Annotated in this window: 13 protein-coding genes; 12 read left to right on the top strand and 1 reads right to left on the bottom strand. The window is 46.9% G+C overall.

From position 1 onward, the window contains the following. The first annotated feature begins 156 nt into the window (after positions 1 to 156). From NSQ66_RS22295 to NSQ66_RS22255, 9 genes are all read left to right on the top strand, one after another. Positions 157 to 2343 carry a helix-turn-helix domain-containing protein gene (locus tag NSQ66_RS22295; RefSeq protein WP_339279412.1) on the top strand — a complete coding sequence of 729 codons (2187 nt, stop codon included), beginning with the start codon at positions 157 to 159 and terminating at the stop codon, positions 2341 to 2343. A 272-nt stretch (positions 2344 to 2615) separates the two neighbouring features. Then, positions 2616 to 3548, top strand: a complete 933-nt coding sequence (locus NSQ66_RS22290) for an ABC transporter permease subunit (RefSeq protein ID WP_244886372.1) — start codon at positions 2616 to 2618, stop codon at positions 3546 to 3548. A gap of 15 nt (positions 3549 to 3563) precedes the next feature. Beyond that, positions 3564 to 4466, top strand: a complete 903-nt coding sequence (locus NSQ66_RS22285; RefSeq protein ID WP_036683268.1) for a carbohydrate ABC transporter permease — start codon at positions 3564 to 3566, stop codon at positions 4464 to 4466. Positions 4467 to 4603: 137 nt separating this feature from the next. Next, entirely contained in the window at positions 4604 to 6229 is a 1626-nt protein-coding gene (locus NSQ66_RS22280; protein ID WP_051491287.1) for an extracellular solute-binding protein, read from the top strand. Between the two features lie 96 nt (positions 6230 to 6325). Continuing rightward, positions 6326 to 7459 carry an SGNH/GDSL hydrolase family protein gene (locus NSQ66_RS22275; protein WP_036683262.1) on the top strand — a complete coding sequence of 378 codons (1134 nt, stop codon included), beginning with the start codon at positions 6326 to 6328 and terminating at the stop codon, positions 7457 to 7459. Continuing rightward, entirely contained in the window at positions 7456 to 7791 is a 336-nt protein-coding gene (locus NSQ66_RS22270) for a hypothetical protein (RefSeq protein ID WP_218642160.1), read from the top strand. Before NSQ66_RS22275 ends, NSQ66_RS22270 begins: the two co-directional genes overlap by 4 nt. Positions 7792 to 7804: 13 nt before the next feature. Continuing rightward, positions 7805 to 7966, top strand: coding sequence for a hypothetical protein (locus NSQ66_RS22265; RefSeq protein WP_178420309.1), 162 nt, complete (start codon positions 7805 to 7807; stop codon positions 7964 to 7966). An 11-nt stretch (positions 7967 to 7977) separates the two neighbouring features. Continuing rightward, on the top strand, positions 7978 to 10362 hold the full coding sequence (locus NSQ66_RS22260; protein WP_339279410.1) for a glycoside hydrolase family 95 protein: 2385 nt from the start codon (positions 7978 to 7980) through the stop codon (positions 10360 to 10362). A gap of 248 nt (positions 10363 to 10610) precedes the next feature. After that, positions 10611 to 12665: an alpha-galactosidase gene (locus NSQ66_RS22255; RefSeq protein ID WP_339279408.1), complete on the top strand. Its 2055-nt coding sequence runs from the start codon at positions 10611 to 10613 to the stop codon at positions 12663 to 12665. A 53-nt stretch (positions 12666 to 12718) separates the two neighbouring features. Here NSQ66_RS22255 and NSQ66_RS22250 read toward each other — a convergent pair whose 3' ends face one another. Then, positions 12719 to 13588 carry an AraC family transcriptional regulator gene (locus tag NSQ66_RS22250; protein ID WP_326047024.1) on the bottom strand — a complete coding sequence of 290 codons (870 nt, stop codon included), beginning with the start codon at positions 13586 to 13588 and terminating at the stop codon, positions 12719 to 12721. 211 nt (positions 13589 to 13799) lie between these two features. On the opposite strand from NSQ66_RS22250, the gene NSQ66_RS22245 reads away from it, so the two are divergent. From NSQ66_RS22245 to NSQ66_RS22235, 3 genes are all read left to right on the top strand, one after another. Further along, the gene (locus tag NSQ66_RS22245) at positions 13800 to 16121 is read left to right on the top strand and encodes a glycoside hydrolase family 95 protein (protein ID WP_339279407.1); all 2322 of its coding nucleotides are present in this window, start codon (positions 13800 to 13802) and stop codon (positions 16119 to 16121) included. A gap of 242 nt (positions 16122 to 16363) precedes the next feature. Further along, complete coding sequence (locus NSQ66_RS22240; protein ID WP_076191788.1) at positions 16364 to 17905, top strand: response regulator; 1542 nt, start codon at positions 16364 to 16366, stop codon at positions 17903 to 17905. Positions 17906 to 18287: 382 nt separating this feature from the next. Continuing rightward, complete coding sequence (locus tag NSQ66_RS22235) at positions 18288 to 23318, top strand: S-layer homology domain-containing protein (RefSeq protein WP_339279406.1); 5031 nt, start codon at positions 18288 to 18290, stop codon at positions 23316 to 23318. Positions 23319 to 23616 lie beyond the last annotated feature (298 nt).

The following is a 23616-nucleotide window of genomic DNA, read 5'->3' as shown; positions in this document are numbered from 1 at the left end:
ATCTATGGTAATGATAGCGCTATCGAAATGTCATATTGAGGGAGGCTAACTACGCTGAAATATTCCAATATCTTTCGTAAATTTCTAATCTCTTATGTGGTCATTTTGGCCATACCCAGCATTGGCGGGTACATGTCCTATCTAACCTCAATCTCCGTGACACAGTCCATCTCGATTGAGAATGGAGTCACTCAGCTTCAGAAAAGTCAGGAGATATTGGAGCGCCGTATGGCGGAGGTTGAAGGCTTTACCAGGCAATTGGCGGTCAACCAGGAGCTAAATGTTCTTATGAATGAAAGTGAAAATGAGACGAATGTGTATGGGATTTGGAAAACGATGCGGAATGTTTTGACTTTCGGCCAGACTAATGATTTTTTGCAAAACTATTATATTTACCTCGCCAACTATAATCTTATCCTAACCCCAGGTTCGACCTATCGTCCGGAGCATTACTACTCTAATTTCAACTATAAGGATCTTTCGTTACAGGATTGGAGAAAAGAAGTGCTTGAGACAACCCACCGCAGCGAGATCAAGCCACTTAGTGATTTTGTCAGCAGGGGGATGCAAACCTCGGTCATTACCTATATGCAGTCACTCCCCTTGGATAGCTTTAATGATTCCTCGCCGGCTGTTGCAGTCGTGATTATTGATGAAAAAAATATTTCCAGCTTGCTCTCAGGCCTGACCGAGCGATACGGGGGCTGGGTGCATATTAGTGACGCTAAAGGGAATACGATTGTTCTGCAAGGAAGCGATGAGCAGAAAATGGCCAAAATGCTCGACGATCCAGCTTTTGATAAGAATAAGGTCAGTCAGTTCTACAAGGATGATCTGGTGGTTACTACCCGTTCCGATTCCAATGGCTGGGTGTATCAGACCGGGATTCCTCAAGATATTTTGATGGAGAATGCTAACAAGATCAAAAGAATCTCCATACAAATTACGGGAGGCACTCTAATTATCGGTTTGATTGCCGGACTGGTATTAGCTTACCGTAACAGCGCGCCAATCAATCGTATGCTCAGCGTCATGAAGGAGCAATTCGGTAAAGAAGAAGCCTCGGAGAGGAATGAATTTGACTTTTTGAGCGGAAATATTGCCGATATGATTACCAAAAATAAGCTGCTCGAGTCCGAGCTTAACCGCCAGCTTCCTCTGGTCCGAGATGCCTTCCTGAAACGGCTGATTGCCGGTGAATTCAAGACGCGGGATGAAATTATCTCTGCAGCCAAGCAGGCGGATATCAGCATGAATCAGGATACTGGCTACGTAGGAATTGTTCAAATTAACGGATATGCGGGTATGGACAGTGTTGAAATTCTGAACGAGCTGAGCGCTTCCCGGCTGCTGCTGAAACAGACCTTGGCTGATCTTGGCGTGGATGTCTTGATGACGGATATGGGCTCTGATAAAGTTGTAACGCTGTTCTTTTCTAGGGAAAAAGGAGCTGACAAGGAACAGGAAGCAGCGAATATCACCCAGACGATGGAGGAGCTCGCTCAAAATGTCTTTAATGAGTACCGCATTACCATTCTGGCGGGCTTCGGGGATCTATTCACAGAGGTAACGGAGGTTAGCCTTTCGTATGATCAAGCGAAGCAGGCGCTGGAATATGCAGTTTACATGAATAAGAAAGGAATTATCTGGAGTAGCGAAGCTCAGATCGAGAATACAACTTATTATTATCCGCTGGATTCGGAGCAACGGTTAATCAGCACGATTCGAGCCGGAGAGCTAGAAGAAGCCGAACGGATTGTGCGTGCGATTATCGCCCAGAATATGGAGCAGCGAGAATTATCCATCGAAATGAAGCACCAGCTTGTCGGGGAAATGAAGGGGACTTTTCTCAAGCTATTGGATCAAAAGGCATTTACCGAATATTCAGATATCGAGAGTGTCAAACGGCGGGTCATAGACATTGGCTCATCAGAGTCGCTTGAGACGATCCAGAACGAATTTTTTGACATTATGGAAGAGCTGTGCGGACTCATTGCGAATAAAAAGAAAGATATTCATATTCAAATCATCAAGCAGATTAAGGACTACACAGCAAAAAACTATTCGGATACGGAACTGACCCTCTACCGGGTGGCGGAACAGGTGGAGCGGCCGGAAAAATACATTTCCCAGCTGTTTAAAGAGGTAACGGGTGTCAACTTCTCCGACCATTTGATAAAAGTCAGAATGGATCAAGCCATTATCCTGCTCAAAGAGAATGGATTAACGGTGGATGAGATTGCCGTGCGGGTGGGCTACAACAGTTCACATTCCTTCAGACGCGCATTTAAAAGGTTGATGGGTGTCTCCCCGAGTACCTATAGACAATCTGTGGATGAATAAAAAAATATGCCATAACATACGGCTGCACTGTCCACTTTGGACGATGCAGTCTTTTTTCTGATTTCAACCCTGCAATTCGGAAAAATGGCTGTTCTACTGCTATTTTGTGCTCCTCAGATAAGGCGATTTGTACGCTGAAGTCCCCAAGTGTACCTTTCTTTTGGAGATAAAAGTCATCTATGATCAATCCGTAGAAAGCGCTATCAAAAATCACAGACATCTGCTTAGGGGGAATTGTTCTGGAGAAAGAAATAGTATTACATCGCAAGTCGTTGCCGAAAAGCAAAGGCCCCGCATTCTTACAAAATGCTCGCAAAAGCATAAAAAAGCACTGGCAGTTACATCTGCTTGTGATTCCGCCTTTGCTGTTTTTTATCATCTTCAAGTATTATCCGATGCTGAACACTGTCCTAGCCTTTAAGGACTATAACGTCATAAAAGGGATATGGGGAAGTCCATGGGTCGGATTTAAAAACTTCCAGCTCTTCTTTGAGAATCCGCAGTTTTGGACGCTGCTCAAGAATACTATTATGCTTAGTGGCTATCAGTTGCTGGCGGGTTTTCCAATCCCGATTATTCTTGCGCTCATGATTAATGAGGTACGGGGAGGAAGGTTTAAGAAATTCGTTCAGCTTGTATCGTTTGCTCCTTATTTCATCTCGACGGTTGTCATGGTGTCAATCGTTATGCTATTTCTGGCCCCACGGCTCGGTTTTGCCAACATTGCACTCAACTTCTTCGGACTGGATTCTATTAACTTCCTAGGTGAACCCGGCATGTTCCGTTCGATTTATGTGTGGTCTGATATTTGGCAGACAGCGGGCTACAGTGCAGTCGTATATTTGGCAGCGCTTGCAGGGATAGATCCAACACTTTATGAAGCTGCCAAAGTTGATGGAGCCTCGCGGTTTCAAAAAATCCGTCACGTCGATTTGCCAGGGATTGTGCCAACTATTGTTATCATTTTGATTCTGAATGTAGGGAATGTAATGGCGATCGGCTTTGAAAAAGTCTACCTGCTACAGAACCCGCTTAACCTCGTTAATTCTGAGATCATTGCCACTTATGTCTACCGGGTCGGTCTGTTGAATGCCAATTACAGCTTTGCAACTGCGGTGGGCCTGTTCAACTCCATCATCAACCTGGTTCTCTTATTTACAGTAAACGGTCTGGCGAAAAGAATCACGAAGAACAGCATCTGGTAGGAAAGGAGCTCATCTATGGCAGCAGCAGTTCAAAAAAAGATTAAAGAATCCGTCGGCGACAAAGCGTTCCTGATCACAATCTATATTGTGCTCACTCTTGTGGTAATCGCTGTACTTTATCCGCTTATTTTTATCATCAGCAGCTCAATCAGTAGTCCGGCAGCCGTAACCTCTGGTCGTGTCTGGCTCTGGCCTGTAGATATATCCTTCAAAGGTTTTAAAGTGTTGCTGAATACGCCTGAGATTATCACCGGTTATGGAAACTCAATTTTCTACACCGCAGCGGGAACGCTGATTAGTATAACTTTAACGGTTATGATTGCTTATCCACTGTCTCGAAAAGGTTTTTTCGGACGAAATACACTGATGATGATCATTACCTTCACCATGATCTTCAGTGGGGGGCTAATTCCCACCTATTTGGTAGTGAAGGAGATGCATCTGATCGACACTCGGTGGGCGCTGCTGATTCCGAACGCCATTTGGGTCTGGCAGGTCATTATTGCCCGCTCCTTCTTTCAATCCTCGATTCCGGAGGAGCTTTTGGAAGCTAGTGAAATCGACGGCTGTAGTGATATGAGATTCATCTGGAGCGTGGTGCTCCCGTTATCCAAGCCGATTCTCGCAGTGTTGGTGCTTATGTACGCGGTAGGTCAATGGAATGCCTATTTCGATGCGTTGATTTATCTGAAATCAGCAGATTTGTTCCCCTTACAGCTTGTCTTGCGAAGCATCATCATTCAGAACAACAGCGCTGGTGGGGCTATGGACGTGGGGAAACTGGTCGAGAAACAACAGCTTTCCGAGCTGCTGAAGTATTCCTTAATTGTGATTGCCACCTTGCCGGTACTTGTTATCTATCCTTTCGTACAGCGTTATTTTGTACAGGGGATGCTTGTTGGTTCCGTCAAGGGTTGATCTTAGGAATCTCTTTTTTTGGAAAGGAGGTATGCCCGGAGTACACACTTAAGGTATCATCGTATCACCTGCTAAATTACAAAAGGGAGTGATAATATTTGAAGAAGCAAAGCTTGATAACTTTACTAATTCTGGTCATGGCATTTACGGTTGTAATTAGCGGATGTGCAAATAAAAATACAGGTAACGCATCCAGCACGCAGCAGGGCTCTGGTTCGGGGTCGTCTGGCAAGCCGGTTGAGATCAGCGTGTTCTCAGTTCAGGAATCCGGCATCGACCTTTCGACCAATAAATTCACAAAACATGTAGAAGAGAAATTTAATTTCAAATTCAACTGGCAGATCAATCCATCGGATGGTGCTCAGGAAAAACGCCAGATCTCACTGGCGAGTGGCGACTATCCAGATGCCTACCTGCTTACTCACTATATTGATCAATTCTCACAGGCCGATCTACTGAAATACGGCAAGCAAGGTGTACTCATTCCGCTAAATGATCTGATTGATAAATATGCTCCTAATATTAAAGCAGCCATGGAAAAGAACTCTGACCTAAGAACGTTTAATACTGCACCTGATGGCAACATTTACGGACTTGTAGCTTATACAGAATGTTTCCACTGTTCCTATCCTAGCAAAATGTGGCTGAATACTGAGTGGATGAAAAAGCTTAACTTGGAGATGCCGAAGACCACTGAGGAATTCAAAAATGTATTGAAAGCCTTTAAAACGCAAGACCCGAACGGCAATGGCAAAGCGGATGAAGTGCCGCTAAGCGGTTCCATCGAGGAGTTCGGCGTACGCATCGTTCCTTTCTTGATGAACGCATTTGTTTATGATGATGATCGCAATTACCTGAACATGAAGGATGGAAAGGTCCAATCTGCTGCCATTACCCCGGAGTGGAAAGAAGGATTGACCTATATTAAATCTCTGTTTGACGAAGGTTTGATTGATCCGGGTGCCTTTACACAAAACGCGGAAGCTTTTAAGAAAATCGGTGAAAATGCTGATGTAGAAATTCTAGGCGCAGGTGCAGGTATGCACCCAGCGATCTTCGTAAACATCGACCCGGGGAATACCCGCTCAGCACATTACAACCCGCTTCCTCCGATTTCGGGACCTTCAGGAATTTCTTATGCGACTCATGATGGAGGCGGCGTAGTCCCGGGTGCAAAATTCGTGATCACAAACAAAGCAAGTGAAGAAGCGCAAATTACACTGATCAAGATGGTGGATTATATGTTCACACCAGAAGGCCAAACGAATGGCGCAGCTGGCCTGAAGGGAACCGATTGGACCGATCCGGTTGAAGGCGATGTGGCGTTGGGTAAAGATGTTAAACCGATGATCAAATTAATTCCAGGTGAAGAAGGCGCAGCACCACGTAATGCGGGCTGGAGTGGTATGGCTCACTTCTATGAGCCTAAAGAATACCGTGATACTTACGTTCAAGGTACCGACATCTTTGCTTCTGATGGTTACGAACGTAGATTGTATGATGCGACTCTGCTATACGAAGGTCATGAGCCTAAAGAGTTGTTCCCTATCTGGTCGATCTGGATTGATCCAAGTGAGATTGATGAAGCCAGCTTGCTGCAGACAAATTTGAAAAATTACATCGAACAAAATGAGCTGCAATTCATCACAGGCAACAAGGATCTGAACAAGGACTGGGACGCTTATGTAAAGGGATTGCAGAACTTGAAGCTTGACCGTTATCTCGAAATTTTACAAAAGGCTTATGATACTTCAAAAAAATAAATATTGAAATCAGAATCAGGTGCTGTATGATAGACCCCGCACCTGATTTCTTGATTTCAAGGAGAAATATGGTTTTTTATGGATGGAGGTTGAGTTATGACAGACGAGAAACATTGCAATCATTCATTTGTAGTTCCGCGCCGTGGACTACCTCAAATTAAAGGCAGGCTTACGGAAAAAGGGACTGTGACCGTTGCCTTTTTAGGCGGCTCAATTACGGAGGGGGCAGGTGCTTCCGAAGCAGACACATATAGCTGGAGAGCGCTCACCGGTAAGTATCTTCAGGAACGGTTTGCGGATCAGGAGTTCCGCTTCATCAACGCAGGAGTGGGAGGAACGAACTCAACTTTAGGTGCTCATCGATTACAGGAGCATGTCCTGCAGCAGGGCACAATTGATTTGTTATTCGTTGAATTTAGCGTCAATGACGGCAGTGACCGGGAAGAATCCATTAGAGGGATGGAGGGCATTGTCCGCCAATGCAGACGGTTGTCACCGGGCACTGATATTTGCTTTTTGTATACGGCAGCAGAGAAGAATCTCTCCGGGAGCAATCCCTTTAATATCGCTGTCCATGAAGAAGTAGCTGAGCATTATAAGCTTCCCTCTGTTAATTTTGCAGCTAGAGTCTATGCGCAGCTAGAGGCGGGACAAATGGAGTGGACTAAGCTGGCACCGGATGGATATCATCCCAATGATGACGGTCATGCGCTGTATGCTTCTTTTTTGCGAGAGTATCTGGAGACAGCGCTTGTTCCTGGCAAGACGAATTTGAGCAGCGAAAGCTCTTTAGATATTCCACCCTTGGCGGTGCAAAATTATGAATATGGCAGTTTGCTTGATTTCCGCGCGGCTGATCATGTGAACGGTTACGAACTTCGCGAACTGTCTGCAGGAGATCCGCTGATGAACTGGCGTTTTGGAACAGAGCATCTGTATACCCATAGCAAGGAGGCTATGTTTTCTTTTACCGTAACCGGGCAAAGCGCAGGCTTGATGCTGCTCTACGGACCGGACAGCGGGATTTTTGAATATTCGCTTAATGGCAGTTCTTATAAAGCTGTGAACTTATTCGATGAATGGTGTCCGCTTGCCTTTCGGCCTATTATCGCCATGTTTCCGATCCAGGAACAACGTCAAGAACTGCGGGTTACAGTACGCATTACGGGGCTGAAGGACGAACAGAGTAAAGGTACCAGCCTGCGTATTCTGAAACTGCTGCACAATTGATTATTTTAAGCGGAGATATTATACTGCCAAATATTAAGCGTTTACAAAAAAGAAAGGCGGTGCCGATGATCACTTCTGCCGAGAATAATGCCTTAATTACTCCTAGTGTAATCCGCCTGACGGATTATGGAGTACTGCCGGATTCTGGTTTAGACGCGCAGCCAGCCATGGTTCGGGCTATTCAGATTGTCGCTGAAATTCCCGGCCCGGGACTACTGGATTGCCGAAGGGCTGCTATCATTTCTATCCGGACGAGGCCATCCGGAAACCTTATTTTATCTCGAATACTGCCAGCGAGGAAGAGAACCGGGATGTCACTAATCCAAGTTTGAGAGTATTGATGCGTTGGCCCTTAGTACCAAGAGCACCTGCGGACTGGTCTTTAAGTGCAATGGAATTCCGGCAGGCAGTGGTGAGGCGAGTCTTTCGAATCTTGATGATGCGATTGAATTAAATGCCTGCAATGAGGTTGAAATTGCTGATAATTTATTAAATGACAGATGGTGAGGAGAGCGCGTATGAAACTTCAATATGACAAGCCAGCATATGTATGGACGGAAGGTCTTCCAATTGGGAATGGACGTCTGGGCGGTATGATCTTCGGTGGTGTGGAACAGGAGAAAATTAGTCTGAACGAGGATACGCTTTGGTCAGGATACCCAAAAGAGGGTAACAATCCCGGTGCTAAAAACGTTCTGCCAAAGGTGCGACAGCTGATTCAAGAAGGCCGCTATGTTGAGGCGGACACGCTGACCAGAGAAATGATGGGGCCGTATACTCAATCTTATTTACCTTTTGGTGATCTATTGCTTCGTTTTGAGCATGGCAACGTCTATCATTCTTATCAGCGTACACTGGATGTGGAAAATGCGCTGCATCGCATTGAATATCAGATTGGCAATGTTACTTATACCCGTGAGATGTTCGCTTCTTATCCTGATCAGTTGCTTGTACTTCGTTTGACCGCGAGTGTGCCAGGCGCATTGAATGTGCATGCCACGCTGGAAAGTCCACTTCGTCACAACCTTTATTCGCAAGGTGAGAGCTATGTTCTATCGGGAACGGCACCGGAGCATGTAGATCCAAGCTATTTCGGGAGCGACAATCCCATCCGATACGGTGAATCAGGCAGCAGCAAGGGAATGGCTTTCGAAGGACAACTCTCCGTGACGGCGGATGACGGCCAAGTAACGGTTGATGGCAGTGGGATTCATTTGCTGGGTGCGACAGCGGCAACCTTTTATTTCAGTGCGGCTACAGGTTTTAAAGGGTATGACCTAATCCCGGGAATTGAAGGAAAAGATGCCTCCACCATTGCAGCTTCTTTCTTGGCAAGTGCTCAAGGCAAGTCTTACACCAGCCTGCTTCAAGCCCATATCACTGATTACCGGGCACTTTTCGATCGGGTGAAGCTTCGGCTGGGCAAGCCGCTGGCGCCGGAAGGAATGTCAACCGAGCAGCGGATTACGACTTACTCCGCGCAAGATCCGGGTCTAGTTGAGCTGCTGTTCCATTTCGGACGTTATTTGCTGATCGCAAGCTCGCGCCCCGGAACGCAGGCTGCCAATCTTCAGGGAATATGGAATGCCTCTACTCGTCCGCCTTGGAGCAGTAACTATACACTGAATATCAATACAGAAATGAACTATTGGCCCGCTGAGATTTGCAATCTGGCAGAATGTCATGAGCCACTTTTGGATTTCGTCGGCAATCTGGCGAAGAGAGGGGCGGATACCGCTCGGACCAACTATGGCACCCGGGGCTGGGTAGCTCATCATAACTCGGATCTTTGGGCACACACTGCACCGGTAGGTGATTATGGCGATGGAGATCCAAGCTGGGCTTATTGGCCAATGGGGGGTATCTGGCTGACTCAGCATCTTTGGGAACATTATGCTTTTGGCGGAGACACTGAATACTTGCGGGCTTCGGCTTATCCTGTCATGAAAGAGGCGGCTCTGTTCGCATTGGATTGGCTAATTGACGATGGCAAAGGCAATCTTGTGACCTCCCCGTCCACTTCACCAGAGCATAAATTCCGGACAGCGGAAGGTGTGGCTGCGGTCAGCCCGGGTGCCACAATGGATATATCGCTGATCTGGGAGTTGTTCACGAACTGTATCGAGGCATCTGTGATTCTTGGAACGGATGAAGCTTTGCGTGAAGAGCTGAAAAGTACCCGTGAGCGTCTATTGCCACTGCAGGTTGGCAAGTACGGGCAACTGCAGGAATGGTCCTCTGATTTTGAGGATGAGGACATGTATCACAGACATACCTCGCATCTGGTTGGTATTTATCCGGGCCGCCAGTTGTCAGAAGAAGAGACCCCTGAGCTATTTGCTGCGGCAAGAACCTCGCTGGAGCGGCGCGGGGATGAAAGCACAGGCTGGAGTCTGGGCTGGAGAGTAGCTTTATGGAGCCGCTTCCGGGATGGAAACCGTTCCCTGCGTCTGCTCTCCAACATGCTGCGGCTGGTGAAGGACGGGGAGTCGGAGCAGTATAATCACGGCGGAGTTTATGCCAATCTGCTCGGCGCACATCCGCCGTTCCAGATTGATGGCAACTTTGCAGCCTCCGCCGGGATTGCCGAAATGCTGCTGCAATCTCACCGCGGCTATCTCGAACTACTGCCTGCATTGCCGAATGAATGGCAGGAGGGAAGCGTTGCAGGCTTACGTGCCCGCGGTGGCTTTGAAGTCAGCATTCAGTGGGACAACGGCAAGCTAGTGGAAGCGCAGATCACTTCCCTGCTGGGCACAGAATGTGTGATCCGCATGGATACTTCACTTAAGGTAACCTGTGGCAGCCACGATATACAATGTGAACGTTCCGCCGAAGGAAGGGTAAGCTTCGCTACAACCGCGGGGCAATCCTACAAGCTTATCATTGATGACCAGCAATAATCCGTTTAATAAGCGTATGAACAGCAGTAGGACCTGAACGTCTGGTCCTGCTGCTGTTTTTTGTATTGCTGCATGAATCTTCAGGACCAGCAGTGTTTAGGTAAGATGTGTTAGATCGCGGTATGGATCGGAAGATCGTTGTATAGAAAACGCTTTATCCGCTCTTTATAATGAGGTCATACTTGGGGGATACAGCTACTGAGACTACCGCCTTCAAGGTCCAAAATGCAGCAACAAGGAGGCAAATTATGCTAACTGACAGTAATACAACCGTAAACGTGAATACAGACACAACGTCTCTTATCCGTGTAACCAATGGCCTGGTGAATCTGGAGATTGATCTCGGAACAGGTGAGTCATCCGTTGTCGGCGGGACTTTTGCACATGTAAAGGGGATTCGCAGCGCCTTTCGCTGGCAGGGCCGGGAATATAATACTGAGCACTATCAGAGCCACGTGCTGAAGTTGCAGGAAGAGGTTGTTCGTGAAGGTTTTGGCAAAGGTGTTCATCTAGTGATTGTGCATGAAACATCCCTGCTGCCACAGCTGGAGCAGCATTTTTATATTTATGAGTCGTCCTCATATGTGCTGATGCAAAGTGCGATCGCAAGCGATGAGGATATCAAAGCGAACCGCATGGCGGTCATTCAGAGCAAATCGGTATCACTCGGCGGCGAGTCAGGTCAACCGGATGAACCAAGCATCCTGCGTGTGCCTTACGACAACGATAAATGGGTCAGATATACAGTGGTGAAGCCACCTATGGATACAGAGAGCTACGAGGTAACAGCAGTGTTCGCGCCGGATAGCCGGCGAGGGATTATCATGGGTTCCATAACTCATAAGGTGTGGAAAACGGGTATCCGTATCAAAAGCGAGCGAAGCGGCCAGATCGAGGAGCTGGATCTTTACGGTGGGGCTGTGAGTGAATTAACCCGCGACTTTCAGCCGCACGGTTATGTAAAAGGCAAAAGAGTGGAGTCACCGCTCGTATTCGTAGGTTTTTATGACGATTACAGAGAAGGTCTTGAAGCTTACGGCCGGGCCAATACATGGATTGAAGCTCCGCTGGCTTGGGAGGGTGGCGTTCCTGTTGGCTGGAATAGCTGGTCTGCCGCAATGGCTGAACTCGATTATGATTTGTATACGTCGACCAGTGAGTTTTTGAAAAAAGAAGTGCAGCCGTTAGGATTCCAGAATGAGGATACGCTGTACATCAACTTTGACGCTTTTTGGGATAATTTAACAGCAGAAGAGATGAAAAATGCACTTGAGCTAGTGCGGAAGAATGGTCATAGACCGGGAACCTACTGGACCCCTTTCGCTTTCTGGGGAAGTCCTTCTCAGTTCGGAGATGTCGTGGAGGGTACGAACGGTAAATACACCTATGGCGATATCCTGCTTCGGGACAGCGAAGGAGAGATTCTGCCGGATGTTGATGGAGGGCTAGCCATTGACCCCACACATCCGGGGAACCTGCAAAGAATGGATTGGTATACAAATAAATTCATCTCGGAAGGATTCGAGTATATCAAGCTGGATTTCTTAGCACATGGCGCACTGGAAGGGCAGCATCACAATCCGGAGATTACGACGGGCATTGCGGCGTATCACTACGGTATGTCCTACTTGCAGAACAAGCTATCTCCAGAGGAAATTGGTCGACCGTTCTTTATTAATCTGTCCATCGCACCGTTGTTCCCTTATGCATTTGCACATAGCCGGCGTGTCTCTTGTGATGTTTTTGGCACGCTGCAGGATACAGAATACATGCTCAACTCTTTAACCCATGGCTGGTGGATGAGCGATTCATTGTACCGTTACAATGATCCTGACCATTCCGTACTGTACAAGAGCCATAACCAGGAAGCCACGGGCTGGCATGAAGGTCGGAGCCGGCTAACCGCTTCGGTGATCGCGGGAACGGTGCTGCTGCTAGGGGATGACTTCCGAAAAGAGGAAGCCGCCGCCCGGGCCAAAGCTTGGCTGAGCAATAAGGACATTATGGATGTTGCTCGTCTTGGCAAAACCTTCAGACCGATAGAAGGGGACCTCGGCAAGCAATCCTGTGATACTTTTGTGCTCGAATCTGCAGAAGAAAATGCTTTTTATATAGCCGTCTTCAATTACGATGCCATGAAATCCGCTCCTAAATCTATCTCATTAGAACGTGCAGGGCTGAATGCTCAAGGTGCTTACCAGCTGCTGGATCTATGGGAAGGTGTAGAAGGGGAAACCTCAGGAGAGCTGGAAGTTACGCTTGAACCCGCAGAATCTAAAATCTTCAAATTGACAGCAAAATAAAAAAGAATACGCGCCCTCTGCTTCTTGCGGATAGCGCGTATTTTTTTTATAACCTATATTTGTATTCGGCTTAGCGGATTAAGGCGGTATTGTGTGGGATTTATGCCGTAACAGGCACTGAAATGTCTGGAAAAGGGATGGATCGAAGGATAGCCTAATTTCTCAGCAATGGCAGTAACACTTAGCTCGCTCTCCAGAAGCAGACCTGCCGCCCGCCGCATAACGAGATTATGATGATAAGCGCGCGGCGTCATCCCGGTTTCTCGCAGAAACAGCTCATGAAAATAGGTTCGCTTGAGTCCGCAGAGATGTGCCCAGTCTTCGATAGATTTACCACGTTCGGGATGAGTGTTCGAATACTCCAACAGGCGGACAATCCGATAATCGCTTGGCTGATGCTGATGGAGGGCATTATACCAGCTTAATATCCAACCGTATAACAAGCTATGGACCGCTTCATTCCGGTAGAATATCGCTTCATTGTATATTTTGGCAATCATCACAAGACTATCGTATAGCTGTGGATATTTAGCTAGCGGGAAAACGCAAGGCAATTCGTTCAGCTCGGCACAGGGGGCTTCGGTGGCCTTTTTCTCAAGCCTAAAGGGTTCAGGCGCATGGATAAAAGAAAGATTAGTAGACATAGGCGACTGCTTGTCCCACAAATCAAAATAGACATTGTAGGACGAGAGTGGATGAGAAGGGGAAATATGAAAGGCATGTGGCTGGCCGGGACGGAGAAACACCAGTGTTCTACGCTCAATCGGATAACGAATTCCGTCGATTTCCATCTCACCGGGGCCATCGGTAAACAGATGAAAAGCGTAGGCATTGCCGACGCGCAGATGCTCATTGCTGCTGCCGTCGTACAGATAAGGCATGATTGCTCCAACATACGGTGTGATTTCAGATAGTTTGTTCATACTATACCCCTTTTCTAGCAGCATTTCTTAATTCTGGCCTGTAGTTAAATGTTTGGGATAACGGATAAATTGTCAAATGAATGAACGAGTCAACAAAGACTATTAATACCGACAATGTTACGATAAATGCGATAAATAGACAATGCTAATAAAGAAATAAGCGAATTAATTAACAACACTTTGAGGTCTATTACAGACAGGAGACGATCTAATGAGCGATTTTAAATTGTGGTATTCAACCCCTGCAACAAGCTGGTCGCAAGGTTTGCCATTGGGCAACGGAAGAATAGGTGCTGTTATAATGGCGGCGCCGCATCGTGAGGTTTGGAGCATGAGCGACGTGACCTATTGGTCTGGGCAAAAGGATCCCGACCCTGCTCCTGCCGGAGGTAGAACTGCGCTTGAAGAGGCGCGAAGTCACTTTTTTGCCGGCGATTATGACAGCGGTGATCGTTTAGCCAAACAGTATTTACAGCCTAAAAAACAAAATTTCGGTACGAACCTGGGATTATGCGAGGTTGTTATTGATTTTGCCCAGGATGCGGATGTTAAATCAGGCGGTGTGTTTCGGCGGGAGCTGGAATTGACAAGTGCAGTGGCTGGGGCGGTCTATGAGAGCGGCGAAACAACCATCCATCGAGAGATCTTCGCTTCACATGCCGATGATTTGGTAGTTTCAAGAATTTGGAGCGATAAGCCTGGAGGGGTATCCTTTACGCTTGCCATCGAAGGTGGGACAGAATCGTTTACGACTGAGGTTGTGGATGGCGACACTATTGAATTCAAGGGGCAAGCTACAGAAAAGGTGCATAGTAATGGTAAATGCGGGGTATGGGCAAAAGGGCAGCTTAAAGTAAGTCTATCCGGCGGTACGATCTACAGGGGGGATGGCCGATTAAGAGTTTCCGGAGCAAATGAGGCCCGGATTTATTTTGGGGTCAGTACCGATTATCGCCGGAGCAATCAGGATTGGGAGACGGAGAGCTACAGCAACCTACGGCAGGCTTTAACCAAAGGTTATGCACAGTTAAAAGAAGATCATATTCAAGATTACCGCCAGGAATATGCAAAGGTGGATATTCAATTGGGTAGCTCCGAGAAAGAAAGTCTGCCTACCGATCAGCGGATTAGGTTGCTGGCACAGGATCAGGTGGAGGACCCTCAGTTGTTCGCATTGTTCCTCCAGTATGGCCGCTACCTAACCATTGCCGGATCACGGGAAGATTCACCTCTTCCACTGCACTTGCAGGGAATCTGGAATGACGGTGAGGCTTGCCGTATGGGCTGGAGCTGCGACTATCATCTCGATATTAATACACAGATGAATTATTATCCGACAGAAGTTGTGAACCTTGCAGACAGCCACCTTCCATTGATGCGATATATTGAAGATTTATCTCAGGCGGGAAAATCAACTGCACGCGATTTATATGGCAGCAAAGGATGGGTAGCGCATGTATTCTCTAACGTCTGGGGGTTTACAGCTCCGGGCTGGGAAACCTCATGGGGGCTCAATGTCACAGGCGGATTATGGATTGCAATCCATCTGATGGAGCATTATGAATATAGTCAGGATCGTGTATTTCTAGAGCGCCAGGCATATCCTGTGCTAAAAGAAGCCGCAGAATTCTTCCTCGACTATATGACGATTCATCCGAAATATGGCTGGCTGGTGACGGGTCCTTCTAACTCGCCAGAGAACAGCTTCTATCCCGCAGATAGCAGCGAGGGTGCACAGCAGCTGTCTATGGGCTCGACCATGGATCAAGTGCTCGTGCAAGATCTTTTCGAGTTCTGCCTGAAGTCTGCGGTGTTGCTCGATACAGATGTGGAGCTTCAGCTGAAGCTAAAGGAAGCTATGGCTAAGTTACCCCCGCTACAGATTGGTAAAAGAGGTCAGCTGCAGGAGTGGCTTGAAGATTATGAAGAAGCGCAACCTGAGCATCGACACTTGGCTCATTTGTTCGCTTTGTATCCAAGCAACCAGATTACACCGGACAGAACACCGGAGTTAAGCGCGGCAGCAAGGGTAACGCTGGAGAACCGGATGGCTCAGGAAGAACTGGAGGATGTAGAGTTCACCGCCGCCTTATTCGGTCTTAGTTTTGCCAGACTATATGACGGGGAGAAGGCGTATAAGCATATCTCTCATTTAATTAGCGGTCTGTGCTTCGATAATCTGTTCAGTTTCTCCAAATCAGGGATTGGTGGGGCAGAGTGCAATATCTTTGTCGTGGATGGCAACTTTGGCGGGACGGCTACCATTGCAGAGATGCTGCTGCAAAGCCACGCGGATGAAATTCATCTGTTGCCAGCGCTTCCGCAAGCCTGGAATACAGGATCGGTGTCTGGATTACGAGCCAAAGGAAAGGTAGAGGTAGACGTAGTTTGGGAGAAGGGGCAGTTGACGGAAGCTACGCTTCGCACCTACGCACCGGGAACGGTGACCCTTCGATGGGGAGATCAGAGAACTACCTTCCAAGCAGAAACAGGAGGAAGCTACTATTTCAACAGCCAATTGGAGCTGTTATAATGATTCGGCGGGGGCGATGAGCCTCCGTTTTCATTATGCGTCCGAATAATGATGAGTAGGTATCGAAGGGCTATCTGGTCTGCTTAGGACCCGATAGCCTTTTTACGAGCACGTTGGGATTAGATCTTACAAAGTAACGATTCATGCCTGAAAATGACTTACATTTATTTGGTCGATGATCGACTAAGGGGAAAAGAATATAATAGGAGCAAATACAGACAACAAGAAGGAGGGAACCTCAGGTGTATAGTATTTTTTTGGTAGATGATGAAGAAATGGGTCTTGAGATGATGAGAGATTATATCCGCTGGGAAGAGATGGGCATCTATGTAGTCGGAACAGCGAGCAATGGTAGAGAAGCTTTGGAGAAAATAGAGGCTTTTCAACCGGATATTATTCTTACAGATGTTCAGATGCCGATAATGAATGGAATTGAGTTGGCTAAAAAAATACATGAATGTTATGACCAGATGCAAATTATGTTCCTCACCGGACATGATGAATTCCACTATGTTAAATCGGCCCTTAATGTAGGAGCTGTTGGATATTTACTGAAGCCGCTAGATTTGACTGAAATTGAAAGCGTTATCGAAAAGGTTAAAGCACGCTGCGAAGAGGTTCAGATGAAACAACGTTCTATGGAGGCTGCTAAAACTAAGATTCTTAAGGAGCTTTCTTTTGAAAAAAATGCGGAGCAAGCCGCAGAGCTGGCAAATAACTTCAATAGGCTGACACGTCTCCCAGAGAGTAATCATTATACCATGGCACTGTTCAGCATCGATCCCAAAGAGGCGGAGGGTGAGCAGCAGAGTCTGGAAGAGTGTATGAGCCGGTTGATTTCTTATCTGGATCACTTTTTTAAGGCGAAAAATATAGAGGTTGTTTTTGTTCCTTACAAGGATGGCGAGACAGGTGTATTCATGGAAGCGACTCAACAGCCTGGCTATTATGCTTGGGAGGATTTAGCTGTGGCTATTCGTAGTGCGCTGGATTTTACGGTGACGGCAGCAGTCGGAGCGCAGGCCGCAGAATTAGCGTTGGTCCATAATCTGTATAAGCAGACGCGTGTGATTTTAAATGAACGTTTTTATAAAGGCACGGGCTTAATTATTCATGCCGCGGCTATTTCGAATCAGTTCGACAGTGAACATATGCCACCTTTTGAGAGAAAAGAGTGGTTTGAAGCTATCCATCAGCTGGACTTCGAGCAGGCCGCACAAAAGCTGCATCAATATTTCGTGGGATTGGCCACACTGAGAATCAAGAAAAAAATCATCTGTGATTGGGCGATTGATCTTGTTGATGAACTGCTAGAGCAGCTGCATCAGTCTGTTCCCGAGGGTTTTAAGCGGGCGGAGCTCTATCATTCCATCTATAATGCGCTGACTTTACATGAGATCGAGGATTTAATCCTGGGCACTGCGGGTGATGCCGTGAGCATGCTAGGTGAGCGACTTATGGATAAAAATACAAAGCTCGTCCACAAGGTTCGCACCGTGATTGAACAAAATTACGATCAGCCGATTACGATTAATAGTCTGTCTGATCAGGTTTATCTGTCACCGAACTACTTAAGATCTATTTTTAAGGATAAAACAGGCATCACGATCCACGATTATTTAACCCGTATTCGGCTTGATAAGGCCAAGGAGCTGCTCGCAGACGGGTCACTGAAGATTCAAGATATTGCCCAGAGAGTGGGGTACGAAAGCACGTCTTATTTTATTTCTCTATTTCTGAAGAACCTTGGGGTCACACCTAACGAGTACAGGAAAAATATTTAACCTTCCGCACTTCTGCTTACTGAATAGAAAGAAAAGTCGCTTTCCTTTATGAATTGTAAACTTGCGATATGGAAAGATGCCCCTTTGCTTTTTACAATAAGCATGTATTACAACTCAGCACATGTGAGGGGCTTGATTCATTATTGCGATTAAAGGAAGCTTTTTTACACATCTAATTGCGATAGCGCTTTCAAGAAATCCAGACGGCAATAGTTGGATACAGCATTCTTGAGAGAGTAATCGGTACGGGCCGTACATTCCTTACATGACGTTACTTACAACAAGGAGAGGAGTTCTGAAGACGTTATTTGGAAAGAGGAACAACTGATGAATTGCAACCGGAAGGCTTTTCTTATATCAGAAAGTTAAATGGAGGGATTAAATGTTTGGACGTGTAATGAAAAGAGGGTTCTTGTTCTTTCTTATGATCAGCTTAGTGTTAGGCAGCGGTGGTCAGTTTGCCGGCAAGGTCTACGCCGAGGATACAAATAGCTATGAAGCTGAAGCGGATGGGAATATTCTGACGGGTAATGCGTCAATTTCTGACCACCCAGCGGCTTCCGGAGGGAAAAAAGTTGGCGGCATGTATCAAGGCAGCTCCTTGTTGTTCAATAATGTGACCGTGAGCGAGCCGGGGAATTATAAAATTACAGTGTATTATATTTCTGGCGATTCACGCCCGTTTAATATCAGTGCCAATGGCGGTGACAAGCAATTTGAAGAACCGTCCAAGACTGTGGACTGGGATACGGTAGGCACTTATGATGTGACGCTTCCGCTGAACGCGGGTGCTAATACCATCTTGATCGATGACAACAACTGGTATTCTCCGGACATCGATAAGATCGTAATCCGTGGACTGGACGACAGCGATCCAGGTGAAGGACCCGGGGGTGACTGGAAGGAGAAGCTGCATGGTGTGATCATGGAAGCCGAGGCTACTGAGAATATGCTTACAGGCAACGCCAAAGTGGCGGACAGCAGTGTGGGCTCTGGCGGTAAAATCGTAACGGATCTGAACAAAAACAGTTCCTTACAGTTCACAAATGTTGCAGTACCAGCAGCGGGAACGTATTTAATCCGCATCTCCTATATTTCCGGCGATCAACGTCCTGTCTATATGCAGGTTAACGATGGACTGGATGAAATGATTGACCTGCCAAAGACGGCAAGCTGGAGCACCGTGGGATTCTATGATGTGGAGGCCTCTTTGGTAGAGGGTTTGAATACTATCACCTTCTCAGATCATGATTGGTATTCTCCAGATTTCGACCGGATAGAAATTATTCCTTATACCCTCAGCTATGAAGCAGAATCTCCACTCAATGATTTGACAGGCGAGGCCCAAGTTTCCGCTAGCCCGAATGCTTCGGGTGGTCAGAAGGTAGGGTACTTGAATAACGGCAGTTCCATAACCTTCAACAAGATTACAGCCCCTATGACTGGTGATTACCGAATCACAGTCGCCTATATTTCAGGTGACCCACGCAGCTTCTACGTTAGTGCGAATGGTGGAGCAGTGCAGTATTATGAGCTGCCCAAGACACCGGACTGGGATACGGTTGGAATGTATGAACTTACACTGCCACTGAACGAAGGCGAGAATACAATCAAATTTACAGATGGCAACGGGTATGCGCCAGATCTGGACCGGATTATAGTTGAGCCAGCTATGGGTGTGGATCCTAATCCCCCAGTAGAGGAGGACGGTGATTTAGGAACACCGGGCGCTTCGAAGAACTACGGAGCTATCACAGTTACCGAATATACTTACGGACTGCTTGTATCAAATGGCCAATATGAAGTGTCCTATAATACCAAGTCAGGATATGTAAGCTATAACTGGGCTGACGGACAGAAGCTGCATGGGATCTATAGCAGTATCAAAATCGGCGATACGCTCGTTGAGACTACAAGCTATGAGAGTCATACAAGTGTTGGTGCTCCGGTAGACATTCAGGATGGTTTCGGCAAAGGCGTGGAGCTAACTTTTGTCCACACTTCCACAGGAAAACCGACGTTAAAGCAGGTCTACAAGTTTTATGACGATCAAAAGTATTTTCTGACCCGTCTGGATGCGGCCAGCGATACAGCGGTCAAGACCAACTATATGTCACCTATTACCGTAAAACGTACAGGTGGTGTGGATATCGGAGCTAGTGCGGATAATCGTGTGCTTACGGTTCCTTTTGACAACGATGCTTGGATTCGTTATAAATCTCAATCTATGAATCGTGCAGATACCAGCTATGAGATGACGACTGTGTTTAACAACTCGACACGCAGCGGCCTTGTGCTTGGCTCTGTAACTCATGATACCTGGAAGACAGGCATCGACTGGAAAGGTTCCTCCAATCGGCTGAATGAGCTGGTCGTATATGGCGGTGCAGCTAGTGATGTTACCCGGGATACCCAGCCTCATGGCAGCTTAAGTGGAACAAACTTGTCCTCACCTATGATCATGGTAGGGGCCTTCAGTGATTACCGTACAGGGCTTGAGGAGTATGGCAAAGCTAATGCGATCATTACACCTGCACTTGCGCTAAACCCCGAGCTGCCACAAGGCGTACCGGTTGGTTTTAATAGCTGGGGAGCTTACGAGGGTACGCTTTCATATCAGGATGTAGTGGATGTCTCCAATTACTATAAAGAGAATCTGCAAAATTTCAATAATAACGGCAATGTATTTATTAACATGGATTCTTATTGGGATAATCTGAATGATAAGCAGCTGACTGACGCCGTATCGGTTATTAAAGGGAATGGCCAGCATGCGGGTATTTATTGGGCACCGTTTGTATACTGGGGCAACAATATGGACCAGATTGTAGAAGGAACTGACAATAAATATACTTACGGCGATATTGTCCTTAAGGATGCCGCGGGTCAACCGCTGCCGACTCTGGACGGGGCTTTTCCTTTGGATGTAACACATCCTGGTGCCCAATTACGCATGAACTATTTTTTGGACAAATTTAAAGCGCTGGGCTTCACCTTCATCAAATTGGATTTCTTAACGCATGGTTCGCTTGAGGGGCAACATTTCGATTCAACTATAACGACAGGAATCCAAGCTTATAATGAAGGAATGCGTTATGTGAAAGAACGTCTGGATGGAAAAATGTTCATTAGCGCATCAATTGCGCCAATTTTCCCGAGTCAATATGCGCATAGCCGGCGAATTTCCTGCGACACCTACGGCAAGATCAATGAAACCGAATATATGCTGAATTCATTAACCTATGGCTTTTGGCAAAATGGCACGATCTATACCTACACCGATCCTGATCATTTGGCATTGGCCCGTGCTACCAGCTTGACTGAAGCGCGTAGCCGTATGAACTCTGGCGTTATCGCTGGAACAGTACTGCTTGGCTCTGACAATGTTAACGATCCAAAAGCACAGGAGTACATGACCGCTTTGTTCAACAACAAAGATGTTCTCGATTTAGCTTTAAAAGGAAAAGTGTTCAAGCCACTTGAAGGAAATACAAACGCCAATGCCGCCGATACTTTTGTTATGAAGGATGGCAATGATTATTATCTGGCTGTATTCAATTACAGTGCATCTGCTTCGGCAGATAAGCAAGTTGATCTTGGCCGCGCTGGACTGGATGCTGCAGAGATTTATACTACGCAAGATCTCTGGACAGGAGAGGTTTCCTCTGCCACAGGAACTATGAAATTGTCCTTGCAGCCGACAGAGTCGAAATTGGTAAAATTGACGGCTGCACCTAAGACAGTAACCGGTATAACACTGGATAAGACAGAGCTTGCGTTGACCGCTGGTGAAACCGGCAAGTTGACGGCTACAGTATCCCCGGAAGATGCGACGGATAAAGCAGTACTTTGGACTTCGAGCGATACCTCTGTAGCTACCGTAGTGTACGGAACAGTAACCGCTGTAGAAGCTGGAAAGGCCACCATTACTGTGGAGACGGTAGATGGTGGGTTCAAAGCATCGGCAGAAATCACAGTCAAAGAGGCCTCTACAGGAGAGCCGAGCAATCCAGGAAATCCGGGAGAGCCAGGAAATCCAGGAGAGCCTAGTAATCCAGGAGAACCGAGCAGTCCGGGAGAACCGAGTAATCCAGGAGAGCCTAGTAATCCTGGGAATCCAGGAAATTCGGGAGAACCGAGCAATCCTGGGAATCCAGGAAACAATGGCGGTACCTCTGGTAGTACCTCTGGCAGTACTTCGGGTCAAGAGAATGTTGCGGGCACTTTGATTCTCATGCCAGATATGCTGGAATTGGACAGTTCTACTGGCCAGGTAGTGGTTGAGATTAAAGGGGACATCCAACAATTTCAGTTATCCTCTGCTGTAGTCCGACAGTTGGCGAACCACACCCTAGTTTTGAATGCGGGTAAGCTCTCCTTGCAGGTACCAGCGGAGCTAATTCACCAGCTACAAAACAAGCTGCCAGAGGGACAGCGGGAAGATAGCACGATTGCCCTGAAGATGGTGAACCTCAGCAGCAAGGCCGATGAGTTAGTTGCTACAGTGGCTAGTTCTACTAATGCGGCTGTTGTACTCAAGGGAGACATCTATGAATTTAGTCTTTCTATTACCACCAAGTCAGGCATTACAGACACACTCGCTACATTTGATAAGCCAATAACACTCATCATGCCAGTGGCAGAAGGCTTCAATGCTAAACGAGGCGGTGTTTATTATATCGCGGACAATGGCAGGCTGGAATATATCCAAGCTGATTATGCTAACGGTGTATTAAAAGCTGAGGTCAGCCACTTCAGCAAATATGCTGTGCTGGAGTTGAACCGCATCTTTGTCGATGTGCCGGCCAATCACTGGGCTAACCCAGTAATCCAAGAGCTGGCGTCCAAGCTATATGTGCAGGGCACAAGCAAAGAAAAGTTTGAACCAAGCCGGGCAGTTACACGTGCCGAGTTCACCTCGATGCTTGTTCATGCCCTTGGACTGACCGCGACAGGAAAAGAAAGCTTTGCTGATGTTGCTCCATCCGCCTGGTATGCGGAGCCTATCTCAATCGCTTACAAGGCGGGAATCGTGAGTGGCAGAAGTGCGTCCAAGTTTGAGCCGGGCGCACAGATCACCCGTGAAGAAATCACGGTGATGCTAATGAAGGCTTACGAGCTGAACAACGGCGTAACAGCCAATGGTGCAACAACCAACGGCGCAACAACCAATGGTGAAACAACCAATGGTGAAACAACCAACGGTGCAACAACTAACGGCGCAACAACAAACGGCGCAACTGCCGCAGCGTTCACCGACATGAATCAGGTGTCTGCTTGGGCCACTGCTTCTGTTAATGAAGCGGCCAATCTAGGACTGATTCAAGGTCAAAGTCATGAACGGTTTGCACCAAAAGGAATCACTTCGCGCGCAGAAGCAGCTCAAGTGATCTATAATTTGATTTTGAAGTAAGCTGAAATCACTACAAAAAAGCGACTCTCCATTAACCGGAGAGTCGCTTTTTTTGATAGATCACTTGATGAAATTAGCTACTTTATCGAACTTTACTAATAGGTACTACATTATTATTAGGTACATTACTGTTCGGCAGTTATTAGTACCGCACTTTACTATCTATCGGACCTTACTCCAGCGAAGTAGAATCCCGTGCAAAAGTCGAACACACCCCAGCAAAGTAGAATCCCGTGCAAAAGTCGAACACACTCCGGCAATGTAGAATTCCGCGCAAAAGTCGAACATTCCCCAGCAA

The organism is Paenibacillus sp. FSL H3-0329 (assembly GCF_037963285.1).
In the GTDB taxonomy this organism is placed as follows: domain Bacteria; phylum Bacillota; class Bacilli; order Paenibacillales; family Paenibacillaceae; genus Paenibacillus_AQ; species Paenibacillus_AQ odorifer.
Note: the sequence above shows the minus strand (reverse complement) of the source record. Positions and strands in the feature narration are given on the sequence as shown.